Consider the following 23,046-nt stretch of genomic DNA (forward strand, 5'->3'; position numbering starts at 1 on the left):
AGAATAGGAGGGCACTATGTTTACAAAATGGTTTTCCAAGAATAAGCAAGAAAAGGAAGCAGTGCTGATCGCCCCGTTGACAGGTAAAGCGGTTCCTTTGGAATCGGTTCCCGACCCGGTTTTCTCGCAAAAAATCGCGGGTGACGGAATTGCAATCGAACCTACGCAGGGAAAACTGGTCTCTCCCGTGAATGGAAAAGTAGGGCATATTTTTCACACTGCGCATGCGCTGGTTTTGCAAAGTGAGGAAGGGCTGGAACTGCTGATCCACATCGGCTTGGATACCGTCAAGCTGAACGGTCAAGGCTTTACACCGCATGTGAAAGCGGGGGATGAAGTGAAGGCGGGAGACGTTTTGATCGAGTTCGACCTACAGGCATTGGAGCAAGCCGGCTACAAAACGGTTACACCGGTTTTGATCACCAACCTGGATAAAGTTGAACAAAAACAATTTATGGTGGGGAACAGCGTGACAGCAGGCTCTGACAAGATCATGGAACTTGTTTTGAAGTAGAGAGGAGTTTGCGATGCGCACCGTATATCGTGGGAGTGTTGTGGAGACCACACGAGTCGTTGAGAATGGCATCGTCGTGACGCAAGGGGAGCACATCCTGTATGCGGGCGAAGAAGGCGGCTATGCTTATTCCGGGGACGAAGAGATTCGAGATTACAGCGGTCAGTGGATCATTCCGGGCCTGATTGACATCCATGTACACGGCAATGCCGGTCATGATGTCATGGATGGAACCAGGGAAGCGCTGGTCGCGATCAGCAAAAGCCTGAGCAGCTATGGCATAACCGGCTTCTTGGCCACGACGATGACGGCCCCGTTCGCAGAGATAGAGAGAGCGTTGAACGCGGTAGTCGAGACAGTGGGCAGTCCGGAATTGGCAGCTGAGGTGCTGGGCGTTCATCTGGAGGGACCGTGGATCAACCCGAAGATGAAAGGCGCCCAAGCGGAGGAAAACATCGTTCATCCAACCGAAGAGCGGGTGGACGCGATTTTGCGGCTGATCGGCGAGAATTTGCGCGTCGTAACCATCGCACCGGAAATGCCGGAAGCCATGGCAGCGATTGAAAAGCTGGCCGGTCAAGGCGTCATCTGCTCCATCGGGCATTCCGATGCGACAATCGAGCAGGTGAACGAGGCCGTGGAACGGGGCGCATCCCATGCGACTCACATGTTTAATGGCATGCGCGGGCTGCATCACCGTGAACCGGGCGTCGTCGGAGCGACGCTGGTTCATGATCGTATGACATGCGACATCATCGCTGATTTTATTCACGTTCACCCGAACGCCGTAGAGCTGGTCTATCGGATGAAAGGGCGAGAACGACTGCTTCTGATAAGCGACGGAATGCGTGCGGTTGGCATGCCTGACGGAACCTATGATCTGGGTGGTCAAACCGTACATGTGCACAAATGCATTGCTCGCCTGACAGACGGAACGCTGGCAGGAAGCACATTGACGCTCAATCGGGCCATCGGCCATCTGGTCGAGACCTTGCATCTGTCCATGCCGGACGCTGTCTATATGGCCGCTACAGCACCGGCGGTGAAGCTGGGCGTAAGCGAGCGAAAAGGCAGCCTGGAGGCAGGCAAGGATGCGGATCTGGTCGTAATGGCACCGGATTACAGCGTGCGCGCAACCGTAGTGAAAGGACGAATGGTTTATCAGGAGGGAGAATCAGTATGATTCGCGTGATCGTAACGGAAGATTATCAGGAACTGAGCCATAAAGCAGCGCAATTGCTGAGCGCACAATTGCAGAAAAAGCCGGAATCGGTGATTGGGTTTGCAACCGGAAGTACGCCGATCGGCATGTATAAAGAGCTGATCCAAAGCTACAATCGCAAGGAAATCGATTTCAGCCAAATGAGCACGTTCAATCTGGATGAATATGTCGGGCTGACCCGCGAGCATCCGCAAAGCTATTACCATTTCATGCAGGAGCAATTATTCTCTCATATCAATGTGCGTCCGGAAAAAATATCGTTCCCGCCAGGCATTTTTTCCGATGCCGAACAAGCTTGCCAGTCGTATGAAGACGCCATGAAAGCTGCGGGCGGCGTCGATCTGCAAATTCTCGGAATCGGCGTCAATGGGCACATCGGCTTCAACGAACCGGACCAGCATTTCACGTTGTATACACACATCGTCGAGCTGGCGCAAAAGACGATTGAATCGAATGCGCGCTTTTTCGGCAGTGAGGATGAAGTGCCGCGCAGCGCGATCACAATGGGCATCAAAAGCATCATGGATGCGCGCTCGATCCTGCTCTTGGCAAGCGACCGCAACAAAGCGGAAGCCGTACAGCAAATTTTCAGCGGAAAGGTTGATCCGCAGGTTCCGGCCACGGTTCTGCAGCTTCATCCGGACGTCACGCTGGTGGTCGATCGGGAGGCGGCATCCCTGCTCAAAAAAGAATTTCAAACGGGAGGCGTAAGTGTATGGTAAACATTCAAGTAACAGTCAACGCGGAGGGCGGATTGCACGCACGCCCCGCTTCCCTCCTGGTAAACACGGCTAACAAATTTTCGTCCTCGGTGAAAATCGTGAAGGACACCAAAATCGCCGATGCCAAAAGCATTTTGAACATCATGACGCTCGGCGCCAAAAAAGGCGAAACCTTGGCGATTCAAATTGAAGGCGCGGACGAACAGGCTGCATCCGCTGAGCTGCAAAACCTCTTTGCAAACAATTTTGAAGTGTAAACGCTTGAAGGCAGGTGAACGTCTCTCATGGTAAAAGGAATACCCGTTTCATTCGGAGTGGGCATCGCGCGTGCGGTCTGCTTGTCTGCAAAGGAACCGCAGGCTGTCCAAGCCGATGGCCAACCAGCAAATGTCGAGCAGGAGCTGAAAAAGCTGCACGATAGCATCGAGCGCTCCACAGCGGAACTGAATCGGCTGCAAAAGCAGGTGACCCAAGAGATCGGCGCAGCGGAAGCGGCCATCTTGGATGCGCACCTCGCGTTTTTGCAGGACCCCGCTTTTGCAGGAGAGATGAAAACCCTGATCCAGGAGCAGCAGCTGTATGCCGTGCAAGCGGTTCAGCAGGTCATGGAGCATTTTGCGGCGATCTTTGAGAGCCTCGATGATCCTTACATGCGCGAGCGTGCCGCAGATGTGCGCGATGTGGGCAGACGGATGATCAAAAACATCAACAATCCTGAAGGAGACGTACATGAAGCGTATACGGAGCCGTTCGTGCTCGTAGCCGAAGACGTGACGCCTTCTGATACCATCTCGCTTCCTCGCCAGCTTGTACGCGCGATTGTGGCGGCAAAAGGCGGAGCGACCTCACATGCAGCCATTTTGGCCCGGTCGCTCGGGATTCCTGCCGTAATGGGCGCCGGAGCAGAGCTTTTGGCACAGACGGCCAACGGCGACCTGGTGATCGTAGACGGTACGTCTGGCAGCATCCATATCAATCCCGATGAAGAAACGCTTGCCCGCTACCAGAAGCAGGCGGAAAGAGAGCGGGTGGAAATGGAGCAGTTGGAAAAGCTGCGCGATCTGCCAGCCCAAACGACCGACGGCAGACGGATCGAGCTGGTTGCCAATATCGGCCGACCGGAGGAGACGGAAGCAGTTCTTGCCAAGGGAGCAGAGGGTGTCGGGTTATTCCGCTCCGAGTTTTTGTTCATGGATCGCGAACAGCTGCCGACCGAGGAGGAGCAGTTTGCTGCCTATCGCGATGCGGTAAGCGGGATGGCGGGGAAACCGGTCATCATCCGAACGCTTGATGTCGGCGGCGATAAGCATCTGCCGTATCTCGATATGCCGAAGGAAGAGAACCCGTTCCTCGGTTGGCGGGCGATCCGCATCTCGCTGGACCGCATCGACTTGTTCAAGGCGCAGCTGCGCGCGATTCTGCGCGCCAGTGCGTTTGGGAAAGCCTTGATCATGTTTCCGATGATCTCCCATGTGGAGCAGATCCGCCGCGCCAAAGGGCTTGTGGAGGAAGCGAAGCAGGAGCTACGTCAGGAAGGAATCGCATTTGACGAAGCGATTCCACTCGGCATCATGATCGAGATCCCGGCGGCATGCCTGATTGCCGATGCGTTGGCGGCGGAAGTCGACTTTTTCAGCATCGGAACGAACGATCTGGTGCAGTACACATTGGCGGTGGACCGGATGAACGAGCGGCTGAGCGATCTCTACAGCTATTTCCATCCGGCAGTGCTCCGCCTGATCCAACAGGTTATCGATGCATCCCATCGAAACGGCATCTGGACCGGCATGTGCGGAGAGATGGCAGCAGACCCGCTGGCAGCACCGCTGCTTTTGGGAATGGGGCTGGATGAATTCAGCTGCAATGCCAATTCCTTGCCTCGCGTAAAAGAGCAGATTCGCCGCATGAGCTACCAGCTTGCACAAGAAGTTGCAAAGAACGCGCTTTCGCTCAGTACGCCGGATGAAGTAAAAACGTATCTCGCTAGCCTGTAAAAAGGCTAGTCTCTTTCACAAGAGACGTAAGCGGTTTCACTTGGTTCAGAAACGTTCACCTTGGGCATCATGCTCCATATGCTCAAGGTGGGCTTCTGATAGATTACATTCATGATAAGGGAGGTCTCACTATGCTGGCTTTTTTGCAAAAGATTGGTAAAGCGTTGATGCTACCAGTCGCAACGCTACCGGCCGCGTCCTTGCTTTTGCGTTTCGGTGCGATTGACTACGTCAAGGAGTTTCACTTTGGTGAGTCGTTTGGCGGATTTTTGAATCAATATGTGGCACCTTTTTTGGCGGCAGGCGGAAGTGCAATCTTTGATAATTTACCTTTAATTTTTGCTGTCGGTGTCGCGATTGGTTTTGCCGGAGATGCGGTTGCTGCGTTGGCGGCTGTTATCGCGTATCAAGTGCTGACCACCGTGCAGGCGAAAGTACCTGCCGCGTTTGGCTTTATTCCGGATGAGTTGAAACTGAACATGGGTGTGCTCGGCGGGATTCTCGCCGGTGGTATGGCTGCATTCTTCTATAAGAAATACCATGATATCAAACTGCCGGATTGGCTAGGCTTTTTCAGTGGAAAACGATTTGTCCCGATCGTCACCTCGCTCAGCATGGTTATCATTTCTTTGCTGGTCGGTCTGGTTTGGGGACCGATCCAGGAAGCGCTCGATACATTCGGTAACTGGATCGTCAGCCTGGGTGCCGTCGGTTCTGGCTTGTTCATGTTCTTCAACCGTTTGCTGATCCCATTTGGTTTGCACCATGTGCTCAACGCGATCGCCTGGTTCCAGATCGGCGATTATACAGATGCGGCGGGTAAAGTGGTTCACGGTGACCTGACTCGTTTCTTTGCTGGCGACAAAACGGCAGGTATGTTCATGACAGGATTCTTCCCGATCATGATGTTTGCTTTGCCTGGTGCAGCGCTCGCTATCATTCATACGGCAAAACCGGAAAAACGCGCAGCGATTTCCGCCATCTTCATGGGTACGGCACTGGCATCGTTCCTCACAGGGATTACGGAGCCGATCGAATTCGCCTTCATGTTCCTGGCACCCATGCTGTATGTGGTCCATGCGATTTTGACCGGGTTGGCTGGTTTTATTACAACCTCGATGGGCATCAAGCTGGGCTTTGGCTTCTCCGCTGGTCTCATCGACTATGTGGTGAACTTCCCATTGGCCACCAATCCGTGGATGATGATCCCTGTTGGCCTTGTGTTCGCGGTTGTGTACTACTTCCTGTTCCGGATCATGATCGTCAAGCTCAACCTGAAAACGCCGGGTCGCGAAGATGACGATGTGGAAGTAGCGGCAGTGAGCGGCGGCGGTTCGTCTTCCATGCGCGACAAAGCGGTCAACGTGCTCTCCAATATCGGCGGCAAAGCCAATATCGTCGATGTGGATGCGTGCATCACGCGCCTTCGCCTGGTGGTCAAAGACGAGAAGCTGGTGAATGATCAGGGGCTGAAAGCACTTGGGGCAGCAGGTATCATGCGCTTAGGCCAGGGCAGCGTCCAGGTTGTGTTCGGCACACAGTCCGAGCAGCTCAAAGACGAGATCAAAAAGCTATAAAACCACCTTACCAACAAGGGGCCGTGGCATATCACGGCTCCTTGATTCCAGTTTTTTAAAAAAAGGGGAGTAAATGTAATGAAGAGATTGCTGGATTGCCGCGCGTCGGATTTTCGCCAAATGACAGGAAAAGAATTGAAGCAATCGATCAAGGCGGCGGAAGGCAGGACGTTGATCGCCGAAATTATTTGCGAGGACATGGCGCTGTATCCGAATGTGACAAATGCAGAAATGGCCGCAGCGTTTGGGGCTGATTTGCTTTTGCTCAACTTTTTCGATGTGTTTCACCCGCAGATTACCGGGCTTGGACAAACGGAGGACGGCGACATGATCAGCCAGCTGAAGCGATATACGGGACGCCCGATCGGACTTAATCTGGAGCCGGTTGACCCGAACGCAACGCAGGCGGAACAGCTGATCGAGCTTCCCGTCGGCAGGCTTGCAACCGAAGAGACGTTTCACAAAGCGAAGGAGCTGGGCTTTGACTTTGTCTGCCTGACCGGAAATCCGAAAACGGGCGTGACGAACAGCCAGATTACGCAGGCGATCGCCAAAGCGCGCAAGATCATGGGAGAAGACATGCTGATTATTGCGGGGAAAATGCACGGCGCAGGCGTGGAAGGCGAAGCGGGCGAGGAGATCGTCAGCGAGAAGGAGATTCAGAATTTTGTTGAAGCGGGCGCGGATGTCATCTTGCTGCCAGCTCCAGGTACCATTCCGGGAATTACCGTAGAAAGCTGCAAAAAGCTGGTGAATCTCGTACGCAAAGCCGGCGCGCTCAGCCTGCTTGCCATCGGCACCAGCCAGGAAGGGGCGGATGAAGCGACCGTGCGGCAAATCGCGTTGTTCAGCAAGATGGCCGGGGCCGATCTGTACCACATCGGCGACGCTGGCATAAGCGGCATCGCCCTGCCGGAAAACATCATGCAATATTCGATCGTTTTGCGCGGCAAACGCCACACTTACATAAGAATGGCTGCATCGGTCAATCGATGATCCCAAACAAACCAAAAACCTCTTCAGGCAGCAGTCGCTTGAAGAGGTTTTTGGTTTGTTTGTTTTCCGTTATCTTCGTCTTTTCAAGCTGCCGAAGCCTTTCGATGTTTTCGGGGGTGAATTGCTTTTTGGCCGCGAAAAAATCGAGGAGCCTGAGTTGCTTGAGGAGGAGCTGGAATAGGAACTATCCGATGAATTGTGGATGATCTTTCCGCTGCCCGATGACGAGGACGTTGCGTCGCTCTTTTTAAAAATGCTGCCGCTGCTCGATTTGGACGAGGTATCCGCCGACGAGCTGCGTTTGATGATCGAGCCGCTGCCCGATGTCGTGATCGGCGGTGCCGCTTTTTTCTCCTGCTTCGTTGGCGTATGGTAGACGACGGTCGGTTTATACGTGTCTCTGCTGCCATAGCCGCGATAATTGCCGGAGTAGCTTTTCGCCAGATCGAACAAGCCGTTGATTACCGTGGCGGTGATGTATCCTTGTAAAAAGGACGAACTGTAATTTTGCTGAACAAACTTTTGGTTGTCGACTTCAATGAGCGTGTCTTCCGGTTTCTGGGGGTCTTTTTGCAGGTGGTACCATTCATCCGAATAGACCAGAAACATGTGGTCATTGTCTTCTTTGGAGATTTCCTTCGGTGTTTTCTGATCCGCCAGCTCTTTGGCGACCTCGGGGACGGTTTTGTTCTCGGCGCGATAGACGCGGGAGGTTTCGCCGCCCTTATCGACGACAGATTCAAGCGGGTACGTGGAGCTGACCGATTGTCCGCCGCAGCCTGCCAGCACAGTGACCGCCAGCGAGACGGCCAGCGCCGCTTTCATCCCTTTTAACAGCCGTTTCCACATAAACGAAATCCCCCCTTAAGTTCCGCGCAACACTTGCACGTCGGCAGGGAGCACGAACTCTCCTTCATACAGCATAAACCGGCCATCTTGCCATTCGATGCGAAGCAGCTTGCGATTATCTGCCTGGAATTGCCAGACGTACTGCTCACCTGCGGCAGAGAACGGGGCTTTCCCGGTGGTTGTTACATTGCCTGAGAACTGCTCCTCAAGGTGGTACATGACGTCGTCCAGTTCGATGGTTGTCGGCACTTCGTCAGGCGAATCCAGGCGGCCATCGATGGGCGTATACAAGTGATAAATCGTGCGCTCCCGGTCCTCGATATTCAGATAACGGATGGTATTCCCGTCCTGCAAGGTCAGCACGACCGCTTTGCGCTGAAAGTTGCGGACATTCCCGATCACCTGGTACGTGACGAGCGAGACCTCGACCACGTCGCCTACGCCGACAGTCAGGATGCTTTTTTCCGGCTTCGGGGGCTCGGGTGTTTTAAAAATATTTTTCACTCGTTCAAACAAGCTCATTGCATGGCCTCCTGTCTCTACCTACAAGCTCAAGCTCGATGTGATGATCAAGGCACCGGTGATATGCAGCGAACCGGCAACAAGGGCGTGCGCCACCTTTCCGGTTTGCGTGCCTTCATCCAGATCAAGTTTTGCGATGTTTTTCAATAAGAGCGTCACCAGCTTCTCCAGGATAAACAAGATGATGAAGGAAGCGACGGATACGAACAATGCGGTCCACAAATCGCTGGAGATTGCCAATGATTGCGCCAAAATATAACCTTGCGCGTATAATTTCATGATAAATCGGGTCGTGACTGCGGTATTGCCTCGCTTGATTTCATCCAAATCCTTGTACTTGGTAAAAAATGAATCAATCCACATGAGAATAAAAAGAAGCACTGCTCCGCAAGCAGTCCATACGAGCATTCGCAACAAATCAATCCCCAACAATCGCGTTCACTCCTTTTTTTGAAAAGAAAAGGGGAACCGCCGCAGCGGTTTACCCCTGGTATTTTTTCATCAAGGCTGCAAGCTCATCTTCCACTTGCTTGTCTTTGCTGAGCGATGCGATTTCGTCATCCAGCGATTTTTCCTTTTTGTAAACCTCGCCGCTTGCTTCTGCCTCGGCTTCGAGCTGAAGCGCTTTTTCTTCCATACGCTTGAGACCGGCCATAGCCGAATCGTTGCTGAAGCCCGACATGGTTTGGTTGATTTTCTTTTGCGCTTTCGCTGCATTCACGCGGGCAGCAAGTGTTTCGCGCTTGTTTTTCAGCTCGGAGATTTGCTTGCGCATTTCCTCCAGTTTTTCTCTCAGGTTGTCAGCAGCCAATTTGTTCTGTTCGTAGCTTGCCTTGTACTCGGCAGCTTTGCTGGCAGCTGTTTTCTTCTCTTCCAGCGCGCGGCGAGCCAGATCGATGTTTTGCGCTTGTGCGGCGATGTGCGCCTGCTCTTCGCGCTTCGCAACCAATGCTTCCTGCTCCTCGTACAGCTGCTTGAATTTTTTCTCCAGCGCGATTTGCGCCGCTACCGCTTTTTCCGCTTCTTCCAGGTCATCCTGCATGTCGCGCAAATACTGATCCGTCAATTTCACCGGATCTTCTGCTTTTTCGATCAGGGCATACAGATTGGACATCGTGAGATCACGCAAACGTTTAAAGATAGACATATCGAGCACCCTCCTTGTGGTGGTTACCTGCATTTATCATTGTAATACGAGGGGGCTTTAAAATGGTTTCGGAAATGCAAAGAATTTTTTTGTCCCAAAAGATGGAGATAAACTAGCGAAACAGACACGAAAAGGGAGGGGGATGCGTATGAGCTTTCGCATGCCGGCCATTCATCCGATCCGGCTGGTCGGCGTCATGATTCTGGCCCTTGTTGTCGCTTACGGGGCGTATGTATACGTGAAGCCGCAGCTGTTTGTGTACGCCAAGCTGAAAGCAGGCGTGGTGGTGGAGAGCGGCGCTTTTTTGCAGGCAAAAGATATTGAGGCTGTCTCTTTGCCGCTCAATCGGCTGTTCCCCGGCGAGACGGCGCCAATCGCGGGGCTGCTCCCGTATTCCAGGGCATCGGCTTTTTTGGCGATGCCTGTCGTGCGCCGGCTGAGCGGGGAGACGCCGCTCATGGAGAGCGATTTTGCGGCAAGCGGAGATGGAAGTGCAGCGCTGGGGGAGGGGATGACAGGGATGAGCATCCCGGTCGACAACATCGTCGGCATCTCGCCGCAGCTGATGGTTGGTGACAAAGTCCACCTGTACGCCTCATTCGAGGATGAGGAGGGGGCGCACAGCGGGCTTTTGCTGCGGGAGATGCCGGTCATCGCGCTGCAGCGGGAGTTCGAGACGGCGGAACCGCAGCTCAGCGGCGTGACCATCGCGCTGAAAGTGAAGGAAGCGGTTCTTTTAACACATGCGCTGCATTACGGGAAAATTCATCTGGGAAGGGCGTCGGCGTTGGATGAAAAAGGGGCCGGAATCGGTGATGAGGTATTTGCTGCGGCGTTGATGCGGACGAAGAAGCGGTGGAGCGAAGGGGACGGCGGGTTTAGCAAGTAAAGCAGCGCGATGGGGAATGATCTAGCCTTATATTGGGCTAGATCATTTTTAAGTGTTGATGAACTTTGGCAATGGATTGCTTGCTGATATAAGCGAACTCTTTTACGTGTTTGAACGTAGCTAAATAAGTTTGGCCGGATGGGTAAATCTTGCTCACATACATCAAATTGATAATGAAGCTGCGGTGTGTACGCACAAAATAAGACGAATCAAGCTTTGTTTCCAATTCCTTCAGACTTTCTTTCGTTGTAATGGTTTTGATAGTGGTGCCAGCATCAAGGAACACTTTCGTTTCGCGATTCTCGGATGAGATAAAGATGATTTTATTTTGTTGAATGACCTCAATCGCGTTGTGATGCTTAAGGCCAATGATTCGCCCGGCTGACTTGTTTTGAGACGAATGTCGCTCCCCTTCCGTAAAATAACGGAATTTCCGCAAGCTCTGTAAGAGACGATCCGATTGAATGGGCTTTACTAAATAGTCAATCGCCCCCAACTCAAAGGCAGTATAGGCAAAATCAGTCGTTGTGGAAACAAGTGCGAAGTGGGTTTGAAATAATTGATCGCGGAGCATTTTGCATAAGGCTATACCATCTGTTTCAGGCAGTCCTGTGTCTAAAATCATCAGATGCGGTTTTAACAGAAGGGCTTTTTCAAGTGCGTGTTGTCCATTCGAAACTTCAGCAACAATTTCAAAATCATACTTTTGAAAATATGTGCTAAGGGTGGTGCGCGTTTTCTGGTCCGTAATAGCAATTAACATTTTATGGCTCATAGTCCCTCGCTCATTTTCAACAATATGTAAATATCAACAAAATTAAATAAAATACATCAATCAGACTATATAAAAACAGGAATAATTTGTCAAATTATGAAAAATAATAGTATCCATGTCCTGAAAAATAGAGAATTGGTCCATACGTAGCAAAAATACGACAATTGGTAGCAAAAATCTGTAAATAATACCCAAATCAAATACAATAATTGTAAAAGGAGGTGGAAATATGTTTGATAAAGTTGCAACTATCTTTGGTGTAAAACCGCAATATGCTGCATGCACTGATGAAGGATTCAAAAAGTGGGTAGATAAATGCATGCCAAATACGTATTGCTCAAAAACGATGAAGCGCACTGTTCAGATCGATTCGCGAAACGGTGAGATTTGCAAAGAAGGCGCTTGGTTGGGAAATTGCTGCTAGTAACGAAATCGATAAAAAAAGGAGTCCGCACAACAGGCCTCCTTTTTTTATTCATCAGTGTCAAAGAACGGGTGATAACATGACAAGTATTTCAGTTGCCGGTCTTTTGCTATTTTGGGGAGTATGTTTGGGAGGGACGATAAACAGGCTCATGAAGCTAAAAGCAGAACTGGCATATTTGCCATCTATGTCTCAAAGTAACCGTTTGCTCGGAAGCGCATACGGAAAAAACATTCATGATTTTATGACCGTGCCGGCACAACTGCTTGAACAGCCTGTTGTGGTACTTGTTTCATCACCTACCTGCGCATTTTGCCACGATCTGATCCATGAGTCTATCAATATGCTGCCAAAGCTCGATATTCCATTTTTTACGCTCGTTGAAGCTTCTTCTGATAAAAGCCATCTGCCATTCATAAAGGAGTATGGAGAGCAAATGCCGATCGTTGCCATTAGCAGTGATACGTTAAACAGGATGGAAATCAATACGTTTCCGATGATTTGGATTCTGGATCAAAAAGGAACAGTTGCGAAAGAGCTTCATTTACTTGAGCATGCCATCAAATTTTATCGTGAATTATATGGAAACAGACGGGTGTAAAAAATGCCGATGAATTCATCCTTAGTGAAATCATTCAAGTTCGTATGGAAGAACGGAAAGACGTGGGTTCTTGCCACATTGCTGATCAAACTTCTTGCTGGCATCGTGCCATTACTTTCCCTGTTGGTTATGAAGGAGTTAATAAATGGGATTTCGCGGATATTCCAAAATCCGCTTGACGATGATTATCGAGCATTGGCTGTGATGCTTCTCTATCAGTTAATGATTACTTTGTTTCAATCGCTCGTACCTCGATTGCAACAGTATGTAGATCAAAAAATGCAGCTGCACATTGGATTCTTGATACAAAAAGAGATTTACTTGAAGACAACATCCGTTCCGTTGGTGTACTTCGAATCTCCGGAATTTTACGATCAGGTCGATCGGGTATCGGAAAGCAGCGCGCGTTTTCTCTCACCTGTAACGAGTATTTTGACGATCCTTGAATCAATTGTTAGTTTTCTCTCCTATACGATTTTTTTAGTTTCCGTCCATTGGAGTTTGTTGTTTATTTTTATGACTGTTTTCCCGGTATTTTGGGCTGATGTTTATTTTGGTAAAAAAAGGTACAATCTGCATGTTGGTTTAACACCATTAAAGCGTGAAATCTCTTACTATGCTTTTTTACTGAAGGAAAAGCAGTCGGCAAAGGAATTGCGGCTTTTTGATTTGGCTGCCTATTTTTTAAACAGATGGGCCCAAAGGTATCAGATTGACCGGGATGAAACGTTGAGATTGGAGCGAAAAAACCAACTTGCTGGCGTCGGAGTAGACACACTTTCAGCATTTTTTTATATGGGGGCAATCTGCATCATCATCCTGCTATCAAAAACCATAAGAATGACGATTGGCGATTTCATTTCAATCGGTCAGGCAATTCAAGGCACGCAAGGAACGCTGGTGCGCATGTCTGGAGCACTTGCAAAGCTGGTCGAAGATAAGCTGTACATAGAGGAATTTTTCAAATTAAAACATTTTGAGGTTCCTGATGTACCTAAAATGGATAAAACAAGTACGTTCCCTTCCCCTATTTGCAGCGGAATCATGATTGATAACCTCAGCTTCTCGTATGCCAATAGCGAGAGGAAGGCACTAAAAGGAATTACACTGACAATCAAACCCGGGGAAAGCATTTCGATCGTGGGAGCGAATGGGTCCGGCAAAACGACACTGGTGAAATGTTTAATGGGCCTGTTTCATCCGACAACAGGAACAATAACCATTGATGGAATCGATATGAGGAAGATTGACGAGCAGTCACTTATGCAAAACATAACGGCAATCTTTCAGGATTATGTCAAATATCACTGGACGGTAAAAGAGAATATTACGATCGGTGATATCAATAGGCCCGAATCTGATCAAGCGGCGGTTCTTGTAGCCGAGGTCAGCGGAGCCCATTCATTCATAAGCAAGCTGCCAAGCCAATACCAGACGATGCTTGGTAAATGGCTTGTCGACGGAGAGGAACTGTCGGGCGGGCAATGGCAAAAGATCGCACTCGCCAGAGCTTTGTACAAGGATAGCCAAATGATCATTCTCGACGAACCAACAGCAGCGATAGATCCGATTACGGAGCAGGAGATCTTCCAAAAGTTTCGAGATGTAGCAAAGGATCGGATTGCTATTTTTATTTCGCATCGAATGGCATCTGCCAAATTGGCGGATCGCATTGTGGTCATGAAGGATGGGGAAATTGTCGAAACAGGCACCCACCTGGAATTGATGGACAAGCGAGGCGAATATTACAGAATGTATCAGGCACAAGCACAGTGGTTCGAAAATCCCTCAGCAAATCAGATGCAAGGAGAATACATGCCATGTACGAATTCGTAGCCCTGGTTCTGCGGTTTTCTCTGGGGACGATTCTGTTGAGCGCCGGATTGGGGAAAATCTTTAAAATTGACAGGCATATCGTCGTTGTAAAAGCATATAAGATCGTGCCAGATACTTGGATTTTATGGTTCGTGTGGGCAGAGGTTATCGCTGAATTCGTAGCTGGAATCTTGTTGTTCACAGGATATCTCCGGGAAATTCCTTACATCTTGGCAGCCAGTTTGTTCGTTATGTACTCGATTGCGATTAGCATGAATTTAGTCAGGGGACAAAAAGACCTTGACTGCGGATGCGGAGGGGTTGTAGGCAATCACAAGCTGTCGTGGACTCTGGTTATGAGAAATGGAATATTCGTGTTCATTTGCGTGTTGCTGTTTTGGGGAGCAGGAGAGACCGGGAATCGGTTCCCTCTCTTTTCAAACAATTGGATACAGTCTCTTTTCATGTGCTGGGTGGTTTTGTTATTTGTGAGAGTCGTTACCGAGGTGCTGAAGCTATATCAACGGGTGAACGCTCTATTCGATGGCAAAGAGAAAAACTAAAAGAAGAGGAGAAAGCAGAAGATGTTCCAAGATTTGTCACACATCTTGTTATGGATCGTAACATTGATTCAGATGGCTGTTATGTATTTTCTGGTTCGGTTGGTTGTTCAGTTTCTTAATCGGTTTCGCTTGAGCAATCATAAAGTCGAAATGCTTAGTTTGCAAGTTGGACAAGGGGCTCCTGCATTTCGGGAAAAGGATCAAAATGGAGTGATCATCCAGCCTATTTCGGAAAACGAGTCGGATACTTTGTTATTTTTTATCAACGATACTTGTCCAACGTGCAAGACGATCATACCTTCCTTGCATCATTTCCAAACAGAGTATCCTGATGTAAGGATTGTGGCGGTTTCCGGGAGAATTTATTACCAACAATCGCTGGAACTCCCATCGACAATTCCGCTTATTCGGTCCGATTCACTTTTTACGACCTATTTCATCACAAATGTTCCGACAGCTGTATTCATAAACAGCCAAGGTATCATAAAAAATGTTGAAGCGATTTCATCGATTGCACAATTCACGAACTTGTTGAAAAAGCAATCGAAACAAGCAAGCTAGGAGCCGGATATGTCAATTCGACTGGAAGAGATACGAAAATCATACCATGGCGATGGCGTGATCATGGATGTCCTGCACGGGATCAACATGACCTTTTCCCAATCCGATATGACGGCCATCGTCGGCCCATCGGGTTCGGGGAAAAGCACGCTATTAAACATTATCGGTACGCTCGATTGCCCATCGGAGGGGCGTGTTTATTTCGAGGAACAGGAAGTCACCCAATTAAAAGGGAACGGTTTGGCAGATTTCCGCTTTCGTGAGATCGGGTTTATTTTTCAGCATTTTCACTTGATCCCGACCATGACTGCATTGGAAAATGTGATGCTGCCACTCTTGCCAAGAAAGGTCGGGTACGACAAGAAAAAACGGGCGCTGGAACTGCTGGAGCAGGTTGGGCTGCACAAAAAAATAAACGCGCTGCCTTCGCAGTTATCCGGAGGTGAGCAGCAGCGGATCGCCATTGCCCGAGCGATGGTAAACAAGCCGAGATGGCTGCTTGCGGATGAGCCGACAGGAAATTTGGATACGGCGAATGCAAGATTGGTGTTTGATCTGCTGAGGCAGTTCCAAACGGATAACCAAACCGGGATCATCCTGATTACACATGATCCTGCTTTCGCCAGGCAAGCAGACCGAAGCATACGCATGAGGGATGGCCGCGCGACATTGACGACGGATGAAGGTGATTCTCATTGATCCGCTATATATGGAAAAGCTGGTGGCGGCATCCTGCCCGATTCATATTGCTCCTGATCGGGATGCTTCTTACCGGAAGCGCTCTGAGCACATTCGTAAGTCTGACGGAAACCGCACAAGATCGGGCCCGAAAAAGTCAGGACCAGTTGGGACTCCCTTATGAGATCGTGGTGCGTCCCGCAGGCGCGCGAGGTATAACGGAATCACAAAAGTTGGTCGAACCCAATTTTTTGCATGCTGGTTCAGGCGGAATCAGTTTCATGCAATACGAAAAGATCAAACAGATGGATGGGGTGAAGGTCGCCGCCCCCATAGCTGTTTTGGGTTACATCAACACACTGGTGACCGTAGGGGAAGAAAAGCTTCCGTTCATGGATCAGCCGGGGGTGTATCGGGTCACGAGGGAGCAATTCGACAACAGCAAAGGTGACGGGAAGCCAATCAGAACGATGCGGTATTACGGGACGATAGGGGAGTGGTACAACTCGGCCCCTTCCAATCAGAATCCCTACCAAGCGTATCCGCTGGACCCAAAGTTCTCATTCGTTGACGGGGTGTCCCAGTTGGTGATCGGCATCGATCCTTCGGCGGAAAATCAGCTTGTGGGTTTGGAGCAGGCGGTGTTGTCGCTCGGTTCCAGCCGTTACTTTACACGTGCTGATCGGCCGCTTAGCAGTGTGATGGAGACTCCTGCCGGAAACTATACGTCGACAGCCATCCCGCTTTTACTGAGCGAAGATGCGGGCATTGATGTAACGCATAAAGTGACCATCGAGCGTTTGCCTTTCCCGTTCGCAGACAAAAGCCAAGCGAAACAGACGATGGAGCTGGTGAAAAAGAATGGCGGAGAGCAGTTCCTCGACCAGCAGGAACAAGGGACCCAAACGGTTTTTTCCGCCACATTCACAAGCAAAGACACCAATCGTGTCATCGTAGGGGCCTTGTCAGGTATCGATCCGGATACGAACAGCGCGTTTGAGAGAAAGAAAAATGAGCGTGTTGAATTATCGGATGCTTTATTCAAGCCAGGCAAGCTGCAAGTTTCCATAACCGACAGTCCTTATTCCGAACGGTGGCCGTATGCATTTCAAGCGAATCCGTTACCGATTCATTTATCTGACAAGATCAAGAATATTTCCGGTGCTTTCGGCTCCGAAACGTTTCAAGATCTCCACTATGATGATACGTTCAAGCGCTTATTAAATCCCGTTTTTGTCGGGTTTTACGACCCGAAAAAATTGCAAACGGCGAAAAATCCCGGCGGCGATTGGCCGTTGGAAACGTACGGGACATCCACTGCGCGGATGGTTTTGGATCCCCGAAATCTGCCCGTAAATCCACCTGTGAGGCTGCGATCGACAGGCAATCCGCTCTCTATGTTGCCAACTGCCTCAGTCGCGCTGACGACTCTTGAAGCGGCCAAAGCGTATAACGGAGAGCAGGCCATATCTGCTATTCGCATTCGTGTAGTGGAGGGCGACGGGGGATATCAGGAGCGCATCGGCAAGATTTCGGAGCTTGCCAAAAGGATCGAATCAGAGACCGGCTTGGTCGCCGACGTAACGGTTGGATCAGTGCCGCAGCCTGTCCTGATTCACACCCCTGCCAATACATCGAATTCTCCGGTAGGCTGGATCGAGCAATTTTGGATGCACCTCGGTGGAGCTGTACCGCTTCTTGGCGAAATCGAAATCGGGACAAGCGGGGTTTACCTGTTTGTATTTTTGCTTGTCTTTACGTACGTTTTAACGACCAACACCGTTACCTTTTTATCGAGGACGCGGGAATTCGGGGTATTGCTTGCAACAGGGTGGAGGCAAAGTGATCTGCGGAAGCTTTTGTTCATTGAAGCGCTGCTGATGGGCGGGTTTGTAGCGGTTATTTCGTGGGCGATTGCGGGAGCAGCTTTGGTGCAAAGCAATACCAGGATTCCGGTGCTATTGTATCTCTCCATAGGGCTAACCGGATGGTTTACCTACCTGGTAGGAACAATTCCTTCGATCTCGATGCTGAGGAGCATTTCGCCGTACACGTTGGTAACGACGGGGGAGGTACAGCAGGGAGGACCGCGCATTGGACAGGAGGTTACGAATACGTTTGCGCTGGCGTATAACCAGCTGTGGAGATGCTGGCGGCGCAATTTGCTCTCTGTCATTGCGATGGCCATTCCGCTAGGGTTGCTGGTCTTTTATGTCTTTGTAACCTTCCGATTGGACGGCGTGCTGTACGCGAGCTGGTTTGGCAAATACGTTGCAGTGGAAATTGGCCAAACGCCGTATATCGCGATGGTCCTTTGTTTTGGTATGGCGATACTTATTACAGCGGAAATGATGTGGCAAAACGTAGCGGATCGCAAGCAAGATCTCACGCTGTTGGTCGCTCTAGGCTGGCCTCGCAATGCGTTGCGGCGGCTGATTTTATGGGAAGGCATCCAATGCGGAGCGCTGTCCGCACTTCTTGGCGTTGGGATCGGGTTTGTGATGATCGTTTGTTTGTATCGCACGTTTCCATGGAAAGACCTCGCAATCCTGGCGACTCTTGGGGCAATCTCTGTCGTCACGGGAGCTGTCGGTGCACTGATACCTGCGGAAAAGGCGGTCCGCTTATATCCGCAGCAAGGGCTTCGCCGTACTACCACTCGTAAATCAACGGAAAATGCCCTACGTATTGCGATCGCAAGCTTCGTTGCAATTGCGCTTGTGGGGGCAGCCACTAGTGGAGTGTATCTTTTTCAGGCAGATGATCAACACGGCCCAACAGTCGGCGACAGTTTTCCTGCAGCAAACAGATCGAACCCTTTCCATAACCAGGCGCAGCTCGCAGCTTTTGAACCCCAACCTGTCAGTGAGGGAAGCCATGCAACGTACGATTGGTCAATCGACATGGACGATAAAGGGCATTTTCGGTCAAATCTCACCGTCACGGCGGAAAATCGCTCGAGTGACGAATGGGACCAGCTCGTTTTTTATTTCATACCGAATGTGTTTAACAAAGAGGGAAAGGGTACTTGGCGTAAAGGGAAGGCTGAGATAAATTCGATTATGCTCCATGGAAAAACACTTGCATACACCGTTTCCGACGATACGTTACAGGTTCACTTGCCTGAAGTCATGCACCCTGGCGATAAAGTCTCGATTACAATTCGCTATCAGTTTGATGTTCCGCAAAAAGGACTTCGATACACGCAAGAAGAGGAAGGTTATTACTTGGCGCAGGCATATCCGATGCTCGCAACCTATCATCAAGGCTGGAAAAAGAAAGAGTACATGTCGTTCAGTGAGTCATACAATACGGGATTTTCCGACTTTACGGTGTCGTTCCGCATTCCTGACGGGTACTCGGTGTTCAGCTCTTCCGACCAGGACCCAGCCGGAAATGTAAAGACAGGAACGGTTACCGTAAACCGTTCACGCGAAATGTTCATCGCCATTTTGAAAAATGTGGAGGTCATGACTGCAAAGGTAGGCGAAGTGGAGGTACGCGTGATTGGGAAAAAAGGTCAACGCCAGGAAATGCAGCTGGCTATGGAGACCGCGGGGCAGGCTTTGCCATTTTTTGAAGAACGGATTGGAAAATATGCAAACAATCAACTGGATCTTGTCTTAGGCGGGATCGCGATGGAGTATCCTGGCATTGTTACGGTTGGCTCGGATCAACCGGCTAATCGGATTCGCGATTTTCAGGAGACCGTTGTCCATGAACTTGCTCATCAATGGTTTTATGGTGTTGTGGCGAATGACCCCTACACGGATGGTTGGCTTGACGAAGGGATTGTCACTTTGGCAACTTCCATGTATTTTTATGACGCGATGGCGGATAACAGCAGCTTTGTCAGATGGGCCGAGAAGGTCCCGTTGGCAAAAGGGAAAGCATCCAATTTGCCACTGGACCAGTACCAGGAGACAAAAGTTCTCGGTCCGCTATACGCTCAGCCAGCAGTGAGGCTATGGGATCTCTTGTCTCTCTACGGCGATATAGACGAAGGATGGCGGTTCCTGAAAGCCTATTTTGAGACGTATGCATACAAACAGGTCGATACAGACGAATTTTTGCGTTTTGTGACAGCATATTTCCCTGTCGAAAAGAAATATTTCGCAAGTTGGTTACAAGTAAAAGAGTGATGAAAGGTAATAATCAGGTTGTCGTTTGGAACATGACGGCAACCTTTTTTTCCGTAGTCATACGTCTGATGGCTGCGGTTTTTTTGTCCCAAATGCCGATAGTAAACTGGTCGTAACGGAAAAAAAGGGGGGAACCATACCCAAATGATAAAAAAACGTTTGGTGCTGATCGATGAAGATGTGCTTGCCCTCACGGAATTGAAGCAGCGAATGGCCGCCAGTCAGTTTTTATCGGTGATCGGCGAGGCGCATCAAATCGAAGACGTGTGGAAGGTGCTGCAAACGGAACAACCGGATCTGGTTCTGGTCGGCAGCTTGCGCCAAGCGGAGATCGGGGTTCTGTGCCAGCAGATCCGATTCATGTGCCCGCAAGTGACGGTCATTGCAACATGTTCCGCAAAAGAACTGCATTGGGAGCCATTTTTGCGCAATTTGCAAATCTGGGTGTTGGCCAAACCGGTTCAGCCGGAGCAGGTAGAACTGCTTTCCATGCAGCCGTCGCCTGCTTCCTATATGCAATCCGGTATGGGGACAGGCGCGCCCCTCGTACCGGTGCAATCATCGCCGTCCGCATATGCAGTCGCTGAATCCCCGGTTGCGACGCCTGCATATCCGGCAAAAAGGGAAAAGCCAAAGCATTTGATCACGGTGTACGGGCCAAAAGGGGGCGTGGGCAAGACGTTTCTGTCGCGGGAGTTGGCTGTGTATTTCCGGCAGGTACAGCAAAATGGACGTCCGTTGAAGGTGCTGGCGATCGACTTCAACCTGGATTTGGGGACATTTGCGACCTCGCTGAATTTGCCGCGGACGCCCAATCTGTTCACGTGGGCGCAAGCGATCGATCAACAGATCATAGCTATGATGCAGCGGGAAGGAGTCGACAGCGAGACAGCAGGCCCGCAGGAATGGCAGGAGTATGCCACCTCCCTTCGCCTGGGTGCCGATGAGGTCGAGCCGTTCATCGTGGTGCATGAGCAGTCCGGCCTCCACATCCTGACTTCACCGCGAGAGATCAGGCAAAGCTTTGAGATCAAGGATTACCATTTGTATGTGATGCTCGAAACGCTGAAACAGAGCGATTACGATGTCATTCTGATCGATACGGCGCCGGATACATCGGATGCGACGATTCAAGCGCTGTTTTTTTCGCAGCGGGTGGTTCTGGTGGGGACGCCTGTCGTGGATGCGATCGAAAACATCCAGCGTCTGCTCAAGCTTTTGCGCGAAGCGGAATACCCTGAGGAACGCATTCAAGTATGCATCAACCGACTCCAACGCAAGGAAATGTTCACGCTCGAGGAGATTCGCGCGTATTTTCAGCTGCATCCGGGGAAAACGATCTTTTCCATTCCGGATGACGATGAAGTGAAACGGTCGATCAATGCGGGTATGCCGATCATGCTGGGGCAGCAACGGTCAGCGGCCAGGGATGCCATCGAGAAGCTGGCCAAATCGATCGTGGCGATCGAGGATGAAACAGCGTCCCAAAAAACGCCTAAGCCGAAGGAAAAAGCGCGTTCTTCCATGTGGAGCTGGCTGCGCAGATAAGGGGGAGTTTGCATGTCATTTTACCGAAATCGATTGTTGGGCCTTACGCAGCAGACACCATCCATGCTGTACGATCTGCGACAAACGGGACGGCAAAGCGGGCGCGTCCCGGCGATGATCGGCGAATCTGCTTTTGGCGGGGGTGCGCATGAGGCAGAGGGGATCGTATCGAAGGATATCGAATCGGCCGTGAAGGTGCAGATTGTGGAAAAATACGGGACAAGGCTGTGGGAAGAAAAAGAGAGCGGGGAGTTCCTGGATGAGTTGGGAAAGGATATTCGCCTGCTGTTGGAAATGAAAGCACCGATAGCAGGTTATCAGCTGGAGCAAGTCGCACATAAGCTGCTTCACGAGCTGGTCGGCTGGGGGCCGCTCGACCCGCTGTTGGCTGATGACGACATCACCGAAATCATGTTTCACCGCTATGATCAGCTTGTCGTTGAACGCAAAAGCTTGGGCAGACTGGAAGCTATTTCAGGGAAAGTTTTTCGAGATGAAGAGGAGTTGTTGCGACTGATCGAGCAAATCGCCTCATCGATGGGGCGCGAGTTTAATGAAACGAAGGCGGAGCTGCATACCCAGCTTCCGGACGGCTCGCGCATCGCCGCCTCCCATCGCGTCATTTCACCAGACGGTCATATGCTGACGATACGTAAGCACCGCGATCTGCTGACCGAAGCGGATTATGTCAGATATGGGTCCATTTGTCCGCCGATGCTGCAATTTTTGAAATGGGCGGTTGGCTTGGGCCGGGCTTCCGGCATTGTCAGCGGGGGGACGGGTTCCGGTAAAACTCATTTGCTGAACCTGATTTCCGCGTTCATTCCCGATCATTTGAGCGTAATTACCATTGAAGATGTGCTGGAGCTGAAGCTGCAGCATCCGTATGTCCGCCGTTTTTTGGCAAAGCCGCCCAACCACGAGGGAAAAGGGGGCTATTCGATCCGAGATTGCGTGCGCTTGTCATTGCGGAAAAGGCCAGATGTCATCATCGTGGGCGAGTCGCGTGGAGGAGAGATTGTCGATTTGTTTTGGGCCATGAATACCGATCACCCGGGAAGCTGGAGCACCGCTCACGCCAATTCCCCGCGGGCTCTGGTCGATTCGACATTGCCTATTCTGTTTGCGAAATCGGATGAAAAATATAGCAGCTTTGAGCGCAATCTCATGATCGGCTCAGCCTTGCAGCTGATCGTACAGGTAAAACGATTTGAGGAAGACGGAAGCCGCAAAGTGGTAGCGATCACCGAGGTGGTAGGAACGGGTGAATCGCATGAGGAGCGCATACGGCGAACGTGCAACGTCAAGCATGTGGTGCCTGAGCGGGTCTATCTTCAGGATATTTACGTGTATGAGCCGACAGATGTTGTGAACGGCCGGGTCGTCGGTCACTATCGATGGACAGGATATAAACCGGAACGGCTGATTCGAAGCTGGATCGCAAAAGGACTGCGCCCGGAGGAAATGGACAAAGTCTTTTTCACCACGCCGATTCGCGCCTAGGGGG

General features: G+C 50.6%; 22 protein-coding genes. 17 read left to right on the plus strand and 5 right to left on the minus strand.

Annotated features, from left to right (window positions below):
* Positions 1-16 precede the first annotated feature (16 nt).
* The 7 genes from ACTID9_RS00580 (at position 17) to ACTID9_RS00610 (ending at position 7,025) form a co-directional block, all read left to right on the plus strand.
* On the plus strand, positions 17-514 hold the full coding sequence (locus ACTID9_RS00580) for a PTS sugar transporter subunit IIA (protein WP_441069250.1): 498 nt from the start codon (positions 17-19) through the stop codon (positions 512-514).
* 13 nt (positions 515-527) lie between these two features.
* Entirely contained in the window at positions 528-1,697 is a 1,170-nt protein-coding gene (nagA, locus tag ACTID9_RS00585) for an N-acetylglucosamine-6-phosphate deacetylase (protein ID WP_441069252.1), read from the plus strand.
* A complete protein-coding gene (gene nagB, locus ACTID9_RS00590; protein WP_441072341.1) occupies positions 1,697-2,458 on the plus strand; it encodes a glucosamine-6-phosphate deaminase in 762 nt (253 codons plus the stop codon). Before nagA ends, nagB begins: the two co-directional genes overlap by 1 nt.
* Positions 2,452-2,715 (plus strand): HPr family phosphocarrier protein, encoded by a 264-nt coding sequence (locus tag ACTID9_RS00595; protein WP_441069254.1) that lies wholly within the window; start codon positions 2,452-2,454, stop codon positions 2,713-2,715. Before nagB ends, ACTID9_RS00595 begins: the two co-directional genes overlap by 7 nt.
* A gap of 27 nt (positions 2,716-2,742) precedes the next feature.
* Entirely contained in the window at positions 2,743-4,452 is a 1,710-nt protein-coding gene (gene ptsP / locus ACTID9_RS00600; protein WP_441069256.1) for a phosphoenolpyruvate--protein phosphotransferase, read from the plus strand.
* 131 nt (positions 4,453-4,583) lie between these two features.
* Positions 4,584-6,029: an N-acetylglucosamine-specific PTS transporter subunit IIBC gene (gene nagE / locus ACTID9_RS00605; RefSeq protein WP_441069258.1), complete on the plus strand. Its 1,446-nt coding sequence runs from the start codon at positions 4,584-4,586 to the stop codon at positions 6,027-6,029.
* 78 nt (positions 6,030-6,107) lie between these two features.
* On the plus strand, positions 6,108-7,025 hold the full coding sequence (locus ACTID9_RS00610) for a DUF7916 family protein (protein WP_441069260.1): 918 nt from the start codon (positions 6,108-6,110) through the stop codon (positions 7,023-7,025).
* 69 nt (positions 7,026-7,094) lie between these two features.
* On the opposite strand, the gene ACTID9_RS00615 is transcribed toward ACTID9_RS00610, so the two are convergent.
* The 4 genes from ACTID9_RS00615 to ACTID9_RS00630 form a co-directional block, all read right to left on the minus strand.
* A complete protein-coding gene (locus tag ACTID9_RS00615; protein WP_441069262.1) occupies positions 7,095-7,874 on the minus strand; it encodes a DUF4247 domain-containing protein in 780 nt (259 codons plus the stop codon).
* Positions 7,875-7,889: 15 nt separating this feature from the next.
* Entirely contained in the window at positions 7,890-8,396 is a 507-nt protein-coding gene (locus ACTID9_RS00620; RefSeq protein ID WP_441069264.1) for a DUF4178 domain-containing protein, read from the minus strand.
* A gap of 21 nt (positions 8,397-8,417) precedes the next feature.
* Positions 8,418-8,804, minus strand: coding sequence for a DUF350 domain-containing protein (locus ACTID9_RS00625; protein ID WP_441072342.1), 387 nt, complete (start codon positions 8,802-8,804; stop codon positions 8,418-8,420).
* 73 nt (positions 8,805-8,877) lie between these two features.
* A complete protein-coding gene (locus ACTID9_RS00630; RefSeq protein WP_441069266.1) occupies positions 8,878-9,543 on the minus strand; it encodes a PspA/IM30 family protein in 666 nt (221 codons plus the stop codon).
* Between the two features lie 148 nt (positions 9,544-9,691).
* On the opposite strand from ACTID9_RS00630, the gene ACTID9_RS00635 reads away from it, so the two are divergent.
* Complete coding sequence (locus ACTID9_RS00635) at positions 9,692-10,432, plus strand: RcpC/CpaB family pilus assembly protein (RefSeq protein ID WP_441069268.1); 741 nt, start codon at positions 9,692-9,694, stop codon at positions 10,430-10,432.
* A gap of 37 nt (positions 10,433-10,469) precedes the next feature.
* Here ACTID9_RS00635 and ACTID9_RS00640 read toward each other — a convergent pair whose 3' ends face one another.
* Positions 10,470-11,207 (minus strand): LytR/AlgR family response regulator transcription factor, encoded by a 738-nt coding sequence (locus ACTID9_RS00640; protein WP_441069270.1) that lies wholly within the window; start codon positions 11,205-11,207, stop codon positions 10,470-10,472.
* Between the two features lie 229 nt (positions 11,208-11,436).
* On the opposite strand from ACTID9_RS00640, the gene ACTID9_RS00645 reads away from it, so the two are divergent.
* The 9 genes from ACTID9_RS00645 to ACTID9_RS00685 all read left to right on the plus strand — a co-directional run bounded on the left by ACTID9_RS00645 (position 11,437) and on the right by ACTID9_RS00685 (position 23,042).
* On the plus strand, positions 11,437-11,631 hold the full coding sequence (locus tag ACTID9_RS00645) for a hypothetical protein (RefSeq protein WP_441069272.1): 195 nt from the start codon (positions 11,437-11,439) through the stop codon (positions 11,629-11,631).
* A 79-nt stretch (positions 11,632-11,710) separates the two neighbouring features.
* On the plus strand, positions 11,711-12,232 hold the full coding sequence (locus tag ACTID9_RS00650) for a hypothetical protein (RefSeq protein ID WP_441069274.1): 522 nt from the start codon (positions 11,711-11,713) through the stop codon (positions 12,230-12,232).
* A 3-nt stretch (positions 12,233-12,235) separates the two neighbouring features.
* Positions 12,236-14,068: an ABC transporter ATP-binding protein gene (locus ACTID9_RS00655; protein WP_441069276.1), complete on the plus strand. Its 1,833-nt coding sequence runs from the start codon at positions 12,236-12,238 to the stop codon at positions 14,066-14,068.
* A complete protein-coding gene (locus ACTID9_RS00660) occupies positions 14,053-14,610 on the plus strand; it encodes a MauE/DoxX family redox-associated membrane protein (RefSeq protein WP_441069278.1) in 558 nt (185 codons plus the stop codon). Before ACTID9_RS00655 ends, ACTID9_RS00660 begins: the two co-directional genes overlap by 16 nt.
* A gap of 21 nt (positions 14,611-14,631) precedes the next feature.
* Positions 14,632-15,171 carry a TlpA family protein disulfide reductase gene (locus ACTID9_RS00665; protein ID WP_441069280.1) on the plus strand — a complete coding sequence of 180 codons (540 nt, stop codon included), beginning with the start codon at positions 14,632-14,634 and terminating at the stop codon, positions 15,169-15,171.
* A gap of 9 nt (positions 15,172-15,180) precedes the next feature.
* The gene (locus ACTID9_RS00670; RefSeq protein ID WP_441069282.1) at positions 15,181-15,870 is read left to right on the plus strand and encodes an ABC transporter ATP-binding protein; all 690 of its coding nucleotides are present in this window, start codon (positions 15,181-15,183) and stop codon (positions 15,868-15,870) included.
* A gap of 260 nt (positions 15,871-16,130) precedes the next feature.
* On the plus strand, positions 16,131-19,991 hold the full coding sequence (locus ACTID9_RS00675) for an FtsX-like permease family protein (protein ID WP_441069284.1): 3,861 nt from the start codon (positions 16,131-16,133) through the stop codon (positions 19,989-19,991).
* Between the two features lie 144 nt (positions 19,992-20,135).
* Entirely contained in the window at positions 20,136-21,539 is a 1,404-nt protein-coding gene (locus tag ACTID9_RS00680; RefSeq protein WP_441069286.1) for a P-loop NTPase, read from the plus strand.
* A 12-nt stretch (positions 21,540-21,551) separates the two neighbouring features.
* Positions 21,552-23,042, plus strand: a complete 1,491-nt coding sequence (locus ACTID9_RS00685) for a CpaF family protein (protein WP_441069288.1) — start codon at positions 21,552-21,554, stop codon at positions 23,040-23,042.
* Positions 23,043-23,046 lie beyond the last annotated feature (4 nt).

This window comes from Brevibacillus fluminis, from assembly GCF_052072235.1.
GTDB classification, from domain to species: Bacteria; Bacillota; Bacilli; order Brevibacillales; family Brevibacillaceae; genus Brevibacillus_D; species Brevibacillus_D fluminis_A.

Excerpts from the sequence above, each read along its gene's own strand:
- ACTID9_RS00580 (WP_441069250.1), top strand. The coding sequence starts at position 17 with ATGTTTACAAAATGGTTTTCCAAGAATAAGCAAGAAAAGGAAGCAGTG.
- nagA (WP_441069252.1), top strand. The coding sequence starts at position 528 with ATGCGCACCGTATATCGTGGGAGTGTTGTGGAGACCACACGAGTCGTT.
- ACTID9_RS00595 (WP_441069254.1), top strand. The coding sequence starts at position 2,452 with ATGGTAAACATTCAAGTAACAGTCAACGCGGAGGGCGGATTGCACGCA.
- ptsP (WP_441069256.1), top strand. The coding sequence starts at position 2,743 with ATGGTAAAAGGAATACCCGTTTCATTCGGAGTGGGCATCGCGCGTGCG.
- nagE (WP_441069258.1), top strand. The coding sequence starts at position 4,584 with ATGCTGGCTTTTTTGCAAAAGATTGGTAAAGCGTTGATGCTACCAGTC.
- ACTID9_RS00610 (WP_441069260.1), top strand. The coding sequence starts at position 6,108 with ATGAAGAGATTGCTGGATTGCCGCGCGTCGGATTTTCGCCAAATGACA.
- ACTID9_RS00615 (WP_441069262.1), bottom strand. The coding sequence starts at position 7,874 with ATGTGGAAACGGCTGTTAAAAGGGATGAAAGCGGCGCTGGCCGTCTCG.
- ACTID9_RS00620 (WP_441069264.1), bottom strand. The coding sequence starts at position 8,396 with ATGAGCTTGTTTGAACGAGTGAAAAATATTTTTAAAACACCCGAGCCC.
- ACTID9_RS00625 (WP_441072342.1), bottom strand. The coding sequence starts at position 8,804 with ATGCTCGTATGGACTGCTTGCGGAGCAGTGCTTCTTTTTATTCTCATG.
- ACTID9_RS00630 (WP_441069266.1), bottom strand. The coding sequence starts at position 9,543 with ATGTCTATCTTTAAACGTTTGCGTGATCTCACGATGTCCAATCTGTAT.
- ACTID9_RS00635 (WP_441069268.1), top strand. The coding sequence starts at position 9,692 with ATGAGCTTTCGCATGCCGGCCATTCATCCGATCCGGCTGGTCGGCGTC.
- ACTID9_RS00640 (WP_441069270.1), bottom strand. The coding sequence starts at position 11,207 with ATGAGCCATAAAATGTTAATTGCTATTACGGACCAGAAAACGCGCACC.
- ACTID9_RS00645 (WP_441069272.1), top strand. The coding sequence starts at position 11,437 with ATGTTTGATAAAGTTGCAACTATCTTTGGTGTAAAACCGCAATATGCT.
- ACTID9_RS00650 (WP_441069274.1), top strand. The coding sequence starts at position 11,711 with ATGACAAGTATTTCAGTTGCCGGTCTTTTGCTATTTTGGGGAGTATGT.
- ACTID9_RS00655 (WP_441069276.1), top strand. The coding sequence starts at position 12,236 with ATGCCGATGAATTCATCCTTAGTGAAATCATTCAAGTTCGTATGGAAG.
- ACTID9_RS00660 (WP_441069278.1), top strand. The coding sequence starts at position 14,053 with ATGTACGAATTCGTAGCCCTGGTTCTGCGGTTTTCTCTGGGGACGATT.
- ACTID9_RS00665 (WP_441069280.1), top strand. The coding sequence starts at position 14,632 with ATGTTCCAAGATTTGTCACACATCTTGTTATGGATCGTAACATTGATT.
- ACTID9_RS00670 (WP_441069282.1), top strand. The coding sequence starts at position 15,181 with ATGTCAATTCGACTGGAAGAGATACGAAAATCATACCATGGCGATGGC.
- ACTID9_RS00675 (WP_441069284.1), top strand. The coding sequence starts at position 16,131 with ATGCAATACGAAAAGATCAAACAGATGGATGGGGTGAAGGTCGCCGCC.
- ACTID9_RS00680 (WP_441069286.1), top strand. The coding sequence starts at position 20,136 with ATGATAAAAAAACGTTTGGTGCTGATCGATGAAGATGTGCTTGCCCTC.
- ACTID9_RS00685 (WP_441069288.1), top strand. The coding sequence starts at position 21,552 with ATGTCATTTTACCGAAATCGATTGTTGGGCCTTACGCAGCAGACACCA.